Annotated in this window: 16 protein-coding genes; 5 read left to right on the forward strand and 11 right to left on the reverse strand. The window is 44.2% G+C overall.

Features of this window, described 5'->3' with window-relative positions:
• Positions 1-36 precede the first annotated feature (36 nt).
• Positions 37-1,173 carry an AbrB family transcriptional regulator gene (locus tag BLV33_RS08320; RefSeq protein WP_171909059.1) on the reverse strand — a complete coding sequence of 379 codons (1,137 nt, stop codon included), beginning with the start codon at positions 1,171-1,173 and terminating at the stop codon, positions 37-39.
• Positions 1,174-1,422: 249 nt separating this feature from the next.
• Between BLV33_RS08320 and BLV33_RS08325 the strand changes: the two genes are divergently transcribed.
• Complete coding sequence (locus BLV33_RS08325) at positions 1,423-2,325, forward strand: LysR family transcriptional regulator (RefSeq protein ID WP_090790029.1); 903 nt, start codon at positions 1,423-1,425, stop codon at positions 2,323-2,325.
• 38 nt (positions 2,326-2,363) lie between these two features.
• Here BLV33_RS08325 and BLV33_RS08330 read toward each other — a convergent pair whose 3' ends face one another.
• Positions 2,364-3,641: an amidohydrolase gene (locus BLV33_RS08330; protein WP_090790031.1), complete on the reverse strand. Its 1,278-nt coding sequence runs from the start codon at positions 3,639-3,641 to the stop codon at positions 2,364-2,366.
• 128 nt (positions 3,642-3,769) lie between these two features.
• On the opposite strand from BLV33_RS08330, the gene BLV33_RS08335 reads away from it, so the two are divergent.
• The 3 genes from BLV33_RS08335 to BLV33_RS08345 are packed head-to-tail and all read left to right on the forward strand — an operon-like array spanning position 3,770 to position 5,026.
• Positions 3,770-4,090 carry an ArsR/SmtB family transcription factor gene (locus BLV33_RS08335; RefSeq protein WP_090790033.1) on the forward strand — a complete coding sequence of 107 codons (321 nt, stop codon included), beginning with the start codon at positions 3,770-3,772 and terminating at the stop codon, positions 4,088-4,090.
• Positions 4,083-4,520, forward strand: coding sequence for an SRPBCC family protein (locus BLV33_RS08340; protein ID WP_090790035.1), 438 nt, complete (start codon positions 4,083-4,085; stop codon positions 4,518-4,520). The genes BLV33_RS08335 and BLV33_RS08340 overlap by 8 nt, the downstream gene beginning before the upstream one ends.
• A gap of 53 nt (positions 4,521-4,573) precedes the next feature.
• On the forward strand, positions 4,574-5,026 hold the full coding sequence (locus tag BLV33_RS08345) for a DinB family protein (RefSeq protein WP_090790037.1): 453 nt from the start codon (positions 4,574-4,576) through the stop codon (positions 5,024-5,026).
• A 104-nt stretch (positions 5,027-5,130) separates the two neighbouring features.
• Here the strand turns inward: BLV33_RS08345 and BLV33_RS08350 are convergent, their stop codons facing one another.
• Positions 5,131-6,159 carry an alpha/beta fold hydrolase gene (locus BLV33_RS08350; protein WP_090790039.1) on the reverse strand — a complete coding sequence of 343 codons (1,029 nt, stop codon included), beginning with the start codon at positions 6,157-6,159 and terminating at the stop codon, positions 5,131-5,133.
• A gap of 97 nt (positions 6,160-6,256) precedes the next feature.
• On the opposite strand from BLV33_RS08350, the gene BLV33_RS08355 reads away from it, so the two are divergent.
• Positions 6,257-7,024, forward strand: a complete 768-nt coding sequence (locus tag BLV33_RS08355) for an IclR family transcriptional regulator (protein ID WP_090790041.1) — start codon at positions 6,257-6,259, stop codon at positions 7,022-7,024.
• On the opposite strand, the gene BLV33_RS08360 is transcribed toward BLV33_RS08355, so the two are convergent.
• From BLV33_RS08360 to BLV33_RS08395, 8 genes are all read right to left on the reverse strand, one after another.
• The gene (locus BLV33_RS08360; protein ID WP_090790043.1) at positions 7,014-7,790 is read right to left on the reverse strand and encodes a LamB/YcsF family protein; all 777 of its coding nucleotides are present in this window, start codon (positions 7,788-7,790) and stop codon (positions 7,014-7,016) included. The two genes, BLV33_RS08355 and BLV33_RS08360, sit on opposite strands and share 11 nt — an antisense overlap.
• Complete coding sequence (locus BLV33_RS08365) at positions 7,791-8,810, reverse strand: 5-oxoprolinase subunit C family protein (RefSeq protein WP_090790045.1); 1,020 nt, start codon at positions 8,808-8,810, stop codon at positions 7,791-7,793.
• Positions 8,807-9,577 (reverse strand): 5-oxoprolinase subunit PxpB, encoded by a 771-nt coding sequence (pxpB, locus tag BLV33_RS08370; RefSeq protein WP_090790047.1) that lies wholly within the window; start codon positions 9,575-9,577, stop codon positions 8,807-8,809. Before pxpB ends, BLV33_RS08365 begins: the two co-directional genes overlap by 4 nt.
• Positions 9,578-9,602: 25 nt before the next feature.
• A complete protein-coding gene (gene accC, locus BLV33_RS08375) occupies positions 9,603-10,955 on the reverse strand; it encodes an acetyl-CoA carboxylase biotin carboxylase subunit (protein WP_090790049.1) in 1,353 nt (450 codons plus the stop codon).
• Positions 10,956-10,988: 33 nt separating this feature from the next.
• A complete protein-coding gene (accB, locus tag BLV33_RS08380) occupies positions 10,989-11,465 on the reverse strand; it encodes an acetyl-CoA carboxylase biotin carboxyl carrier protein (RefSeq protein WP_253187002.1) in 477 nt (158 codons plus the stop codon).
• A 258-nt stretch (positions 11,466-11,723) separates the two neighbouring features.
• Positions 11,724-12,353, reverse strand: coding sequence for a pyroglutamyl-peptidase I (locus tag BLV33_RS08385; RefSeq protein ID WP_090790053.1), 630 nt, complete (start codon positions 12,351-12,353; stop codon positions 11,724-11,726).
• Between the two features lie 14 nt (positions 12,354-12,367).
• Positions 12,368-13,330 carry a DUF979 domain-containing protein gene (locus BLV33_RS08390; protein WP_090798772.1) on the reverse strand — a complete coding sequence of 321 codons (963 nt, stop codon included), beginning with the start codon at positions 13,328-13,330 and terminating at the stop codon, positions 12,368-12,370.
• Positions 13,330-14,058, reverse strand: a complete 729-nt coding sequence (locus BLV33_RS08395) for a DUF969 domain-containing protein (RefSeq protein ID WP_090790055.1) — start codon at positions 14,056-14,058, stop codon at positions 13,330-13,332. Before BLV33_RS08395 ends, BLV33_RS08390 begins: the two co-directional genes overlap by 1 nt.
• Between the last annotated feature and the right edge of the window lie 33 nt (positions 14,059-14,091).

Genomic DNA, 14,091 nt, shown 5'->3' on the forward strand with positions numbered 1-14,091 from the left:
CGAAACACATCCCTTCTATTAAAATCGACAAAACATTCAGTTTCTCGTGTCCAGAATCGTACTCTCTTCCTGAGCGAAGCTTCTTCTCTTCCTTTTAGCGAGAATGAAATTTTCGCTCTTATTAGCCAATAGTACCCATAAAGGCACCATCACGTTAATGAGTATTTGACGGGTGATTTGAGCTGTTACGATAATTTCAAGCGACAAATTCAGGGACTGGGCCAGCACGATCATTTCCACTGCGCCCCCTGGTGCTGCACTAAGAACGGCAGATTCCCACGATAACTTGGGTACAGTCAACAAATACAGGACGACAAGCGCATTGGAAGCAACGGTACAGACCATGATGACAATACCAATTGCCAATTGTTTCATCCGCTCAATATTAAAGATGGCACCCAGTCCATTACCGAGAGCAATTCCCAAAAACATCTGAGCGGTAACGCTTAGAATTCTCGGTACACCAAAAGGAATGAATATGCCGGCCGTATTCACGAACAAGACAGTCAAAAGTAACGGTCCAAGAAGCGTTCCCGTAGTGATTCTAAGCCGTTGTGCCATCCAAGCTCCCCCTGCTGCAAGCACGACCGTGATTCCGATAGACTGGAGCGTGCTCAGGAACAATACAGAGAACCCCCCCACCGTACGATGCGGCATTCCTGATCCGACGTGGCTTACCAATAGCGATGCCATTACTACCACAAACACGATACGAAATGATTGAAGTAAAGTCACAATCAACGAATCTGCACCATGTTCCTTCGCTACACTTCCCATGATCCCAGCCCCGCCCGGAAGAGTAGCAAATATGGCTGTCTTCAAGGAAACTTTTTTTGAAATGATGAAATAGAGCCATCCGAATGAAAATGAAAGAGTCAGCGAAATAACCACCATGACAAGTACATCTATTAACAGCCAGTGAAGCTGAAGGATCTCAATCACGTGCAGCATCGAACCGATTCCGACTCCGAGCACCGCCTGTCCGACCTTACGGATGTGATTGAATGATAGGGGAAGGGATATCCTTATTCTGGGACGAATATAGCTTGAAAATATTGCGGATCCGATCATTCCGCCAAACAACCAGCCTAAACGAAATCCAAGCGAAACAAAAGTCCACCCCAACGCTAAGGATCCGAGTGTAAGACTCAAAGCGGCCAAATAGGATCGCAAATCGATCGACCTGAACGGGCGAATCATAAGAATCTGGAAAGCTGTATACCAGCCAATTCCATGTCTACCCCCTTTATGTTATATATTCTAATATGAAATGTTATGTTGATTGTTATTTTCGATTTTAATCGTCGATCTATGAAAAGTAAAATACAAAAAGCTCATGTATACATTAGCTTTTTTAATTAAAAATCGTGATAGATGGTATATAATGTAACAAATAGCAAGTGAGAAAGAGGGTGATCTGAAATGAATGAGGATCATGTCCGAACGTTTCTTGTCGTATATCGTTTAAAAAACTATAAGAAAGCTGCAGAAGAACTGTTCATTCCTCAACCCACAGTTTCATACCGGATTTTGCAATTGGAAAATGAGTTGGGCAAGAAATTGCTGATTCGCGGAAAAGGCGAGGTGCGATTAACGGAGGAGGGGCGGGCATTTCTTCCGCATGCGATGCAGGTGGTCGAATCGATGGAGTTGGGCCGTAAAGCGATGGTAAAATTAAAGGAAGGAATGCTGGGGAAGTTGGATATTGGAATTTCAAATACTTTTTGCTCATACTTACTGCCCGATATCATTCATACATTTATCCAAAAATATCCGGACACTCAAATCACCGTTCGTTCCAATAATTCGTTTGAGGTCATCGAAGCGATCAAAAACAAACACTTCGAGCTTGGAGTGACAAGATTTACAATTTACGATCGTCAGATCATGTTTCGGAAAATTATAACCGAGCCATTGTATGCCATTGTGCCGAAAGGCCACCCACTAATTGACGAGCCCTCCGTCTCCATGGAAAGGCTATTGAAAGAACCTTTAATCTTATTTCCGCAAGGATCACAATTACGGGATACGATCGACATGTGTTTAAATCGGTCCGGGCATCCGTATGAAGTCAAATACGCTACCAACAACATGGAATTGCTCAAGAGTTTAATCATCAATCATTCCGGTATTTCTTTCTTCTCTCCCTCCTATGTATTAAGGGAATTGGAATCCAAAGAATTGATAAAACTTCCTATCGTAAATAACCCGTTTCCTCCTCGCCAATCCTATATTGTCTACCGGAAAAACGAATTGAACAGTCTGGACGAAATATTTATCGAACATCTACTTCGACATATTGATTTGCGATACGCCAATTTGTAAGGCGGAATCGCCAAATTACATACCTTGCTGGTTATCCATCAGCTATTACTTAGTGTTCTTCTCGCAATTCGCTCTACTAACATTGCACTGATCGGAAGGACCCTTTCATCAATATCAAATTGTTGATGGTGATGCGGCGCTGCTAATGGGGTCCCAATAACCATATATGTACCCTTCCCCCCAAGCTGTTGAACACGTTGAATCAAGAAACTGGCATCCTCACTTGCACCAAATGAATAATGCTCTTTAAAAGAATGGAAACCTTCTACCTTGTTTGCCTCCTCTAAAGTGATTGAAATCAACTCATCATCACATTCCATAGTGGTTCCTTCCCCAATGATCTCAATCTTATATTCCAGTTCGTGCATAGCTGCACTGTGAGCGATAATGTTCCTTACCCGTTTTTCTAATTCTTTGTTCACCTCAGATAAAACTGCTCGCGTCTCGATAATCATTTTTGCGTATTCAGGAACAATATTCGGGGCAGTACCACCTTCTAAAACCCCGACGTTCACTCTTGTTGTACTATTCCCAAACCTAGGTATTGCATGAATATTTAACAACGCTGTAGAAGCCCCAAGCAAAGCATTACGCCCTTTTTCAGGTGATATACCTGAATGAGAAGGAACCCCGTAGAATTCTGCCTTTAGTCTTGTATTAGCTAATACATCTTTAGATCCCCCACAAATTTCTCCTAGTGGAACACCTAGCCCCAAATGCAAACAAAAAATTTTATCAACATCATCCACAATCCCTTTCTGAACGATGGAATAAGCCCCTCTTCCAGCTTCTTCGGCAGGTTGGAAAATTAATTTTAAAGTACCGGAAAAATCCTGGTCTGACATTTTCCTTGCGAGCTCCAAACCAATGGCTGTATGGCCGTCATGTGCGCAAGCATGCATATATCCTTCATATTTCGAACCAAATCCATTTATTTGAGGGAAATGTTCGGGATCTTGACTTTCCTTGATGGGTAAAGCATCTATATCAAATCTAAATGCAATCGTCGGACCCACTGCATTACCTTTGAGTATTCCAATTACTGCTGTATACCCTCCTCTCATTTTCTCAAGAATTGCAGGATTTGCACCGTCTTGCAATGCCCTTTGATAAGCTGCTTCTAATTCGGTTTCGGACGGTACTCCCCTTCTCGATTCGATGTCTAATGCATCATCTCCATATGTAACCTCATACCCTAAGCCTTTTAATGTTTCTACTATTTTTGAAGCTGTTCTAAATTCTGTAAATCCAACCTCAGGATGGCTATGTAAATCACGGCGGGTCTCTATCACATTGTGTGGATTAATTATTTTCATCGATAATCAGCCTCTTTCGCCATTTTCATCATTACTTTGAATCTTTCTGACTAATTATATCATACAGGATAAAAATCCTTTATATTGTTATCTTGACATGCAATCAAATAGTTGCATATAATAGGGGCATGGACAAAGTATTTAAAGCACTTGCCGATGGAACTCGCAGAGAATTACTCGACCTCTTGTTCGCGAATAACGGACAATCCTTAGGAGAACTCTGTAAACAAATGACTATGACTCGTCAAGCTGTTACGAAGCACCTTCTGCTGCTGGAAGAGGCAAATCTGGTTACTGTCGTTTGGCAAGGCCGTGAAAAGCTGCATTATCTTAATCCGGTACCTATCGGGGAAATTTATCAACGCTGGATCGGCAAGTTTGAGCGTCACCGGATTGAGGCATTAAACACACTAAAGCAAGCCTTGGAGGAGGAATCTAATCATGAATAAAACTTCATTCGTTTATGTGACTTACATCGCAACTACATCCGAGAAGCTGTGGGCAGCCCTAACTAACAGTGAATTCACCAAGCAGTATTTTTTCGGTAGTGAAATCGTTTCAGATTGGCAAGTTGGTTCCAGCTTTAAATTGATGAATAAAGATAAGGTTGAACATTATGGTGAAGTTCTTGTATATGAGCCGTATCGTTTACTCACAGTTACTTGGAGCGTCAAAGACGTTGAAGGAGATCGAATCTCTAAGGTTACATATGAATTAACACCCATGAACTCTACTATAAAACTGACGCTCCGACACGAGGATTTATTAGATAAGGATATTCGCAAAGATGAAGGCAAGTTTAATGGATTTAATAATGGCTGGCCTGCCATTCTCAGCAATTTAAAGAGCCTGCTCGAAACAGGCAAAACCCTGCTTTAGGCTAATTCTACTGAATCGGCTGCAAACATAAATAAAGCCAATGGAGGACGTTAATGACTAATAAATTGTTTGTAGATTACGAAAATGCAATCCTTGAGGTTTTAAAATTAAAGGAAATCCCTGAATCTTCTCTTCTCAAACCTATTCAAGAAGGCAAGTGGTCTGTTAGAGAAATAATTGGTCACCTTTTTTACTGGGATAAGTTTATTTTAGACCATTTGGTTCCGCATATAACTAATAATGCCGTCTTACCCCCATTTCCTGACTTTGACCTTCACAATCAGGACGCAATAAAATATATAGAAAGATACAATTCAGTTGTTTCTCTGATTGATGAGTTTTCTCAAACACGAAAACAAGTAATTGAAAAAATGTTTGGTATTAAAAACAATATAAAATTTACAATCGGAACTGATAATTTTACAAAGGATAGTTTCATAACTGTTTTCATAGAACACGATACCCACCATTTTAAGCAAATTTGGGATCATTTGAGTCTGGAATGATTCAAGGGTAACTTATTCTTGTATTTTTATACATTTTCATGTATTGTGATTTTTCATAATAAGTAAGAAAACCAAGGTGATGACCCCGCATTTCTACAGGGTCATCATGCGTTTAATAGTTCTTTCACGGCTTCATCGATGAAGTTTATATCTGTTTGGTTAAAGCTTCCTCCGGCATAATGACCGTAAATACTTGGAATGACACGAACTTCTGCGTTTGGAATAAATTTTGCTTCATATTGAATATCTTCTGGTGGAAAATAAAGATCGGTTAACCCAGGTAAAATCATTGCTTTGGCCTTTATGCGACTTAAAGCTTTCTCGCGGTTACCGTCGCAACCGGGTGTCATGCCAATATCGCCATACTGCCAGGTCCAAGCCATGGATAATAAATTATTTGCATCCTTGTTCAAGAAGCCCCCTTCCCAAAAACGGATAAGGAAATCCTCAAGAGATGAATATCCATGATCGAGATAAAGTTTTTGGTAATAAAAAGCTTGCGATAGTCCCCAACCGGCATAAACCCGAGCCAATGCCCGAACACCAGTAACCGGTTGCTTGTCATAGAAACCGTTGTTCCAAGCCGCATCCGCACGCAAAGCGCTTTTAATTCCCTCAATAAATACGAAGTTGTGGGGAGTTGTTGATGCGGTACCACATGAGGGTGCAATACGTTCGACCATATCAGGATAAGAAGCCGCCCATTGGAAAGTCTGTTGGGCCCCCATAGAATAACCGCATACTAGATCCACACGTTCAATGCCAAATTTTTCAGTGATCAATTTATGCTGGCATTCAACATTATCAAGTATGGTTATGTTCGGGAATCGTCCCTGATCGTAGGGCATCGGTGTGTTGCTGGGTGAGGATGACAATCCGTTCCCAAACTGGTTTAATTGAATAATGAAATATTTACTCGGATCTAGCGCTTTCCCTTCTCCGATTCTGTACTCTTCGTCTTTATGCGTGGCCGAGTAGCAAGTGGGAACCACAATCACATTGTCTTTATTGCGGTTCAAGGTCCCATGTGTCTTGTAGGCAAGCTTCGCCTTGTGCAATGTTGCCCCACTTTTTAAATGAACATCGCCTAATTCAAAGGTTTCATAATCCGTAATATGTTCATTTTCTGTCATATCGTTGAACCTAACCTCCTTCAAAATGGTTGAGTTTTTTTCTTGTGTATTGTAAAATTTAGATTAATAATTCCAAATTGCGGAACACGGAGGGAACATGCAAAACAAAAATAAAACCGTCACGAAAACGAAAGAAATTTTGGAGTTGTTTGTAGAACATGAAAGTCTATCACTGCAGGAAATCTCCAATATTTCCGGGCTGTCCAAGACTACTGCGCACCGCATGATAGGTTCACTGGAGGAAGTAGGCTTGCTGACAAGAAACTCGGCAGGTAAGTACCAGCTCGGTTTGATGTTTCTTCAATATGGCCAGTTCGTCAAAGAACGTTTGGATATCCGTCAGATCGCTTTGCCGATTATGAAGGAACTGCGAGATGATGTGAACGAAGCCGTCAACCTTGTAATCAGAGAAGGAAATGAAGCCATTTATATCGAAAAGGTCGACACTAATCAACCAGTTAGAGTGTACACACAAATTGGACGAAGGGCCCCTCTTTATGCAGGAGCGTGTCCCCGAATTTTGCTGTCCTATATGCCTGTGGAAGAACGCTTGAAATACATTGAAGAAACTGCGCTCGTTCCCTGCGCCGACGGCACGTTTACCGATAAGAATAAACTGTTGAAAACAATTGAACAATCCGTGAAGCTCGGATATACAGTTAGCCATTCGGAACTGCGTAATTTCAGCTCCGCCGTGGCCGCGCCTATTTTTAACCATGATGGCGTCGCAGCCAGCCTTAGCTTGTCAGGTTTGCATACAAGCTTCCATGAGGCTCGAATTCCGGAATTAGTCGATAAAACGATAAACGCCGCGAATCGCATTTCCAATCAGCTCGGACGTGTTAAGCAAGGTCCTATTGGATAGAACTAACATTTCTTATGGATCGAAGCCGGATCCCTTCAGACAGAAGCATTTCACGGATGCTGCCTGCAAATTGCAGCGCATGCTCGCCGTCGCCGTGAATACATATGGTCTCGGCAGTAATCTTAATCTCCACATTTTCCCGCGAACGCACGATGCCCTCTGTCACCATTCGCACGATCTGGGCTGCCGCCTGCGTCGGGTCGCTGATTAAAGCGTCCGGTTCGCTTCTCGGGGTAAGGCTTCCATCACGGCAGTAGGTCCGGTCGGCAAACACCTCGCTTGCCGTCTTCAGCCCGATTTGAGCTCCGGCATGGATCAGTTCGCTGCCCGAGAGACCGTACAAGACCAGTTCTGGATTTACTTTATACACAGCTTCGGAAATCGCTCGCGCCAGCTCGCCGTTCTGAGCCGCCATATTGTATAAGGCTCCATGCGGCTTGACATGCTGCATGATTCCGCCTTCGGACCGAACAAAACCATCCAGAGCGCCGACTTGATACACGGTCATGTCGAATGCCTCCTGGGGAGAAATCGACATATTTCGTCGACCAAAACCCGCTAAATCCGGCAGCCCGGGGTGCGCACCGATAGCCACCTGTTTATTCAAAGCCAGATTTACCGTTTTTCTCATCGTGCTTGGATCACCTGCATGAAAACCGCATGCAATATTAACGGACGTAACCAATTCGAGGATCAACTCGTCTTGGCCTAATCGATAGGCACCGAAGCTTTCACCCATATCACAGTTCAAGTCCACTTCATACATTTAAACGCCACCTTCTTTCATGAGATAAAGCCCGATCGCTTTGGCCGTCAGATCAAATGACTGTTCCATGTCGATATACAATTCCTCTGCCTTCTCCAAAGATATTTCGGTAAACCGGACATACTCACCCGGTTTCACTTGAGCTAGTACGGGAAGATCGACAGTAGCCACCTCCGCAATGCTCGGGTAACCCCCAATCGTTTGCCGGTCCGCCATTAAAACGATCGGGTTACCTTCCGAAGGAACCTGAACCGTTCCAAACGATACCCCTTGGGAGATCGGTTCCAGAGGCGATTCCAATTCGAGCACCGGACCCTCCATGCGGTAACCCATCCGGTCCGATTGAGGCGTAACGCGAAATGGTTGGCTTACAAAGGCATTCCTGCTATCTTCGGTAAAATACGCAAAATCGCGACCGCGAATTACGCGGATCACCGCTTCTCTCGCATATGCGGGGCGGGCCGGAGAACCGATAAACCATGGGGCTGCAGCAAAAGGTCTCGATTTTAAAGCTCTCAAGCTTTTCTTTATATAATTTTTCGGAATTTCGGAAACAGACCTGCTGAGGAGCACATCTCCTGCTTTCATCGCCCTCCCATCAAGACCTCCTAGTTCCGCACGCAGATAGGTGCTGCGGCTTTCCATCACGAGCGGAACGTCGATTCCTCCCGCAACGGCTAAATAAGCGCGCGTCCCTTGCATGCAGGCTCCAAATTCAAGCACTTTTCCGGTTTTGACGAGAACAGGCCTCCATAATGGAACCGGCTGTCCATCGATGATAGGAGAAAGATCAGCTCCACATATGGCAATGAGCGTTTCGGCCTCGAAGCGAATGGACGGTCCCAGCAGCGTGATTTCCAATGCCGCTTCACCTTGTCCGTTGCCTACAAGCACATTTGCCGCACGAAGGGCGAACGAATCCATTGCTCCGCAAACAATGACCCCTTGATTTTGGAATCCGAACCTCCCTAGATCTTGAATTGTAGATAAAAGACCCGGATTTATGATATGGAGACTCATACGCAATCCTCTTTCCAATCTTCAAATTGATCTGGCTGAATCGGCAGAAATCGGACAATGTCGCCAGCTTTCAGCAAACTCGGCTCTGGTTGATCAGGACGAAACAGCTTCAATGGGGTTTCTCCGATTAATTGCCAACCACCTGGAGTGGAAATCGGATATACACCGGTCTGCTTGCCGCCGATGCCGACAGAACCGGGATGAATGGATTGTCTCGGAGTGCTTCGTCTTGGAACGGCTAAACGTTCCGACATCCCTCCGAGATAAGGAAAGCCCGGAGCGAATCCAATCATATATACCAAATAATCTTGGCTTGAATGAATCTTGATGACTTGCTCCGAACTCAGCCCAGTATGTGTCGCTACATCTTGTAAATCAGGCCCGAATTCCCCTCCGTAGCAAACCGGTATTTCTACGACCTTGGGGCTTTCGGGCGTAGTCGAATCCAAAAACGAAACCATCCGGCTGACGATCTCCTTGACAACCTCAAAAGGGGAGCGAGCTGCCGTAATGCCATAATGCGGCAATTGGACTCCCGTGTTCGGATCACGCAATTTCATCGGTTCGTAAAAAACAGAGACCGTCGTAAAGGCCGGCACGATCTCCACGATGCCGGGAAAAGGATTCAGCTCCAATTGAAAGCACAACGATTTGATTTTCGCGTGGGTGTCCGGATGGATGCCGCCACCCAAATCGATGACGATCGCTCTGTCGCCAAGCGGCAGAAAACGAACACCATTCTCTTCCGCTTCATATAGGCCCGACATATGTCTCCTCCTTACTTTACATTCGTTATTCCAAAATGGATATTTCGTTCGATTCCAAAAAATGAGTGTCGAAATTCCCTTGGATGAATTGCTCGTTCTCCAGCAGGGCAAGGTGAAAAGGAATCGTCGTCTTGACTCCCTCGACAACAAATTCGCGCAGCGCTCTCTTCATCCGACGGATGGAGTCCTGCCGGTCTTTTCCACAAACAATCAGTTTTGCGATCATCGAATCATAAAATGGCGATATTTCGCACCCGGCATACATCGCACTGTCCACCCTAACTCCAAAGCCCCCGGGAGGCAGATAGGTCATTACCCGACCGGGAGAAGGCATGAACTGAGCGGCCGGATTTTCGGCATTAATTCGGCATTCCATCGCCCATCCGTTCATCCGGATGTCGCTTTGACTGAAAGAAAGAGGGAATCCTGCAGATACCGTGATTTGCTCCTGAATCAAATCAATTCCGGTAATCATTTCAGTTACTGGATGCTCTACCTGTATCCGCGTATTCATTTCCATGAAATAAAACTGTCCGTATTGGTCCAGCAAAAATTCGACCGTCCCCGCACCGTAATAGTTAACTGCACGCGCGGCGGCTACCGCCGCTTCACCCATCCGTTCGCGAAGACTTTGGTTAAGCGCCGGTGATGGTGATTCCTCAACAAGCTTTTGGTGCCGCCTTTGAATCGAACAATCCCTCTCGCCCAAATAAACGACTTGACCTTGCCGATCTGCCATTATCTGTATTTCTATATGACGAGGACCCACCAAATATTTTTCGAGGTATACGCCCGAATGACCAAACGCCGCATCAGCTTCTTTTTGCGCTTGTACAATAGCCTCCAACAGCTGCTCTTCATTGTGAGCCACCCGCATCCCTTTTCCGCCGCCGCCGGCGCTAGCTTTTACAATGACAGGATAGCCAATTTCCGCGGAAACGCGCAGCGCCTCTTCCGTTGTCTCAATCAATCCTTCCGTTCCGGGGACGATAGGCACACCTGCCTTCTTCATCATGGCTCTAGCGGCAGCTTTGTCGCCCATGTTGCGGATTGCCTCGGCATCCGGACCGACTAAGGAGACATGAAAGGAAGCACAGATCTCAGCGAATTCCGCATTTTCAGCTAAAAATCCGTAACCCGGATGAATAGCGTTGACGCCCGTAGATAAGGCAACCGCCATCAAATTGGGGATGTGTAAATAGCTCATCTTCGAAGCAGCCGGTCCGATACAATAAGCTTCATCCGCCATAGTGACGTGCAGCGATTTCCTGTCGGCCTCGGAATAAACAGCCACGGTTGCGATGCCGAGCTCCCGACATGCCCTGATAATGCGAACCGCGATTTCCCCACGGTTTGCGATCAATACTTTCTTAAACATAAGGCATACCTCCTGCCGCTTAACTAAATAACGTTAATCCCGCTTTACTAAAAACAAGGTCTGACCATACTCTACTAGTTGCCCTTCTTCAGCAACAATTTCAACGATTTCACCGCTCATGCGCGCTGTTACTTCTGTAAACAGTTTCATCGCCTCAAGTATACATAACACCGTTTCGGCGGTCACCTTGTCGCCCACTTGCACAAAAGGTGCTTTCCCCTGCTCTGCGGTCGTGTAGAATGTCCCTACCATCGGTGCAGTAACAGGGATCAATTCCGGTTGCAATGGCTCCGGATAAATTTCAGATGTTGAAATCTTATGCAAGCCTGGGGTTTCTTCCGAATCGGATATTGCTTCACTCATTGGAACGTCCAGGTTCTTTTGCTTCATTGAAGCAGGACGATCCTTCTTTATTACGATATTGGTGGTTCCATCCGAATACTTGAACGTCTTTATGGGATATTGGCTTACGGTTTCTATCAGTTCTTGCAATTCCTGTTTTGAAAACAAAATGGGTGTCACTCCTTCAACAAGCATTTGTTAGTTTGACTTTAATTATTCCGATACTCGGAATGATAATACCGTTTTATGAAATTACAAATTTTATTGTAGCAAGACTTATTTAACATTACAAGCAACCTGGTAACGTTAATGAACTTTATCATAACCATTATTGCATGGTTGGAACCGATGCCAAACAAATAGCCTGGGACCATGCCGGTACCAGGCGGAAACTTGCGGCTAACTTTGTGCATATCAAATAGATTCTTAATTTTGCAGGTCTTCAATAGTAGTTTGAATGATGATACGCAGGGCCTGCAGCATCGTCTCTTGCGGCAAAGCAGGCAATAAAGGATTTTCAACTGCCATCTCCGTTGAAGCTGGAAAATGAACAAATCCTGCAATCGTGGAAATATTGTTTTTACGGATATAGTCTAAAACACCATACATCGTATTGTTGCAAATAAAAGTACCTGCGGTATTGGAAATGTATGCCGGCACTTCTTCTTCATTCAATCGATTTACCATTTTACGAACCGGTAGTTGTGTAAATAACGCATCCGGACCGTCAGGGTTAATCGGTTCATCCGTCGGTTTGACTCCTTTATTATCTGCATATGGAGCATCTGCCGCGGTATCCTTCACATTAACTGCAATTCGCTCGGGAGTAACTGACGTTCTTCCATGGTATAAACCGCACGAAATGACGGCATCCGGTTGATAAGCCTCGATTTCTTTAATAATTGCTTCAACGCATTCATCATAATTTACTGGCAATAACACAGTTTTCAGTTCCACCCCTGCGAATGTTTCGCTAGCAATGGCTTTAACCAATTTTTCTGTCGGATTAATCGTACTGCCGCCAAACACTTCAAATCCAGAAATTAAGATTTTCATTTAAACCCTCCAAACTAGAATCGATAAACAAGGAAGTACATCAGCAGGATGTTAATTACTAGAAGGGGTACACCAATAGGGATTTGGGCTTTGATGACCGCGTTTTTATCCTTTAAATTAAGAAGCATAGCTGGGACGATATTAAAGTTAGCAGCCATAGGCGTCAATAATGTTCCGCAATACCCGGCAAACATGCCAATGGCCGCCATAATCGCCGGATTTCCGCCATGCATATGAACGATAAGCGGAAGACCAATACCTCCTGTAATGACTGCAAACGCCGCAAAGGCATTCCCCATAATCATTGTAAAAACAGCCATTCCAATGCAATAAGCGGCGACTGCAACGAATGGATATTGAGTTGGAAGAACATTTCCTACCAATTTGGATACAACATCTCCCACACCGGCTTGCGCAAAAATAGCTCCAAGCGCCGATAACATTTGAGGCAAAATAATCGCCCATCCAACGACTTCCGTGAGTCGACTACCTTCGTTCATTGCAACGGACATTTTTGCCTTCGTTAAAGATTTGGCCGCAATGAAGGCGATGATCGCGCTCAATCCAAGTGCAATTAGAGTAACCATTTCCGGGTCGACAAGATTAACTTTACCGAAATGGATTTTATCCAATGTAAAACTGCCGATCACAGTAATAATAGGAATTAACAGAGCTGGAAGAAATATTTTGCTTTTTAGTCTAACTGCATGTTCCTCACGATCTAACTGAGGATGTTCTTTTTCAGGGGCCGCCTTCATTTTGCCAAGAGCGGCTATGATAACCATGACCAGAACGAGATATCCTGTGACCACATTAGGTATAACCTTCCCAAATAGAAAAGTAAAGGCGAATATTCCCCAGAACAAAGTTGAGCCGATCCGGGTGGGATGATCCGGGTTTCGAGCTACCCGATAAGCAACAAAAGCTACGATAATCCCCAGTAAATAATAAATGTAATCTATTGTAAAAATATTTATCATATAGATTCTCCCCTTGAAGAATTCACTTTTGGATTTGTTTCCATCTGGTTACCGGATCGTTTTGTCATTTCCAAATCAATTCGCTTATCCAATTTTCTTAATCTATACCAAGATAAAAAGAAAACTGCAATAGCTGTCGGCAGCCCCCAAAGCGCCATGTCCCATACTCCAACATGTAAGCCGGAGGAATCAAAGAAACCTTTCATCAAAAGAATCGCACCTGTTGCAATAAATATATCTTCACCAAAGAAAAATCCTACGTTTTCCATCGCCGCCGAATGAGCTTTGATGCTATCCTTGAGGTTCTCAGGAAGCGGACCGTATTTTGCAGTTGCCGCTCCTTCTGCCATTGGCGCCACAATTGGGCGAACCGTTTGGGGGTGGCCCCCGATATTAAGACCTAAAGCTGATGACCATTCTCTGATAAACAAATACCAAAGCATGACCCTGCCGGCTGTTACGCTTTTTGCTTTTCGAATTAAGGTTTCTGCCTGTTCTTTTAACCCATAGCGCTCCAGTAACCCGATCACCGGTAATGTCAGTACGATCGGTATCGTCATATATCGGTTCGTTATAAATGCTTCTCCAAACTTTGTCATAATGTCATTAATCGATAAACCAGAAATAAGCCCCGTTACAATACCTCCTACCATTACAACAAGCAAGGTATTAAAACGAAAAGCAAATCCTAAAGCTACAATTAAAATGCCAATTAATTTAATCAATCCAATACACCCACCTTTCTCCGTTTTTCCAAC

This window comes from Paenibacillus sp. GP183, assembly GCF_900104695.1.
Lineage (GTDB): Bacteria > Bacillota > Bacilli > Paenibacillales > NBRC-103111 > Paenibacillus_AI.

Excerpts from the sequence above, each read along its gene's own strand:
- BLV33_RS08325 (WP_090790029.1), top strand. The coding sequence starts at position 1,423 with ATGAATGAGGATCATGTCCGAACGTTTCTTGTCGTATATCGTTTAAAA.
- BLV33_RS08330 (WP_090790031.1), bottom strand. The coding sequence starts at position 3,641 with ATGAAAATAATTAATCCACACAATGTGATAGAGACCCGCCGTGATTTA.
- BLV33_RS08335 (WP_090790033.1), top strand. The coding sequence starts at position 3,770 with ATGGACAAAGTATTTAAAGCACTTGCCGATGGAACTCGCAGAGAATTA.
- BLV33_RS08340 (WP_090790035.1), top strand. The coding sequence starts at position 4,083 with ATGAATAAAACTTCATTCGTTTATGTGACTTACATCGCAACTACATCC.
- BLV33_RS08345 (WP_090790037.1), top strand. The coding sequence starts at position 4,574 with ATGACTAATAAATTGTTTGTAGATTACGAAAATGCAATCCTTGAGGTT.
- BLV33_RS08350 (WP_090790039.1), bottom strand. The coding sequence starts at position 6,159 with ATGACAGAAAATGAACATATTACGGATTATGAAACCTTTGAATTAGGC.
- BLV33_RS08355 (WP_090790041.1), top strand. The coding sequence starts at position 6,257 with ATGCAAAACAAAAATAAAACCGTCACGAAAACGAAAGAAATTTTGGAG.
- BLV33_RS08360 (WP_090790043.1), bottom strand. The coding sequence starts at position 7,790 with ATGTATGAAGTGGACTTGAACTGTGATATGGGTGAAAGCTTCGGTGCC.
- BLV33_RS08365 (WP_090790045.1), bottom strand. The coding sequence starts at position 8,810 with ATGAGTCTCCATATCATAAATCCGGGTCTTTTATCTACAATTCAAGAT.
- pxpB (WP_090790047.1), bottom strand. The coding sequence starts at position 9,577 with ATGTCGGGCCTATATGAAGCGGAAGAGAATGGTGTTCGTTTTCTGCCG.
- accC (WP_090790049.1), bottom strand. The coding sequence starts at position 10,955 with ATGTTTAAGAAAGTATTGATCGCAAACCGTGGGGAAATCGCGGTTCGC.
- BLV33_RS08385 (WP_090790053.1), bottom strand. The coding sequence starts at position 12,353 with ATGAAAATCTTAATTTCTGGATTTGAAGTGTTTGGCGGCAGTACGATT.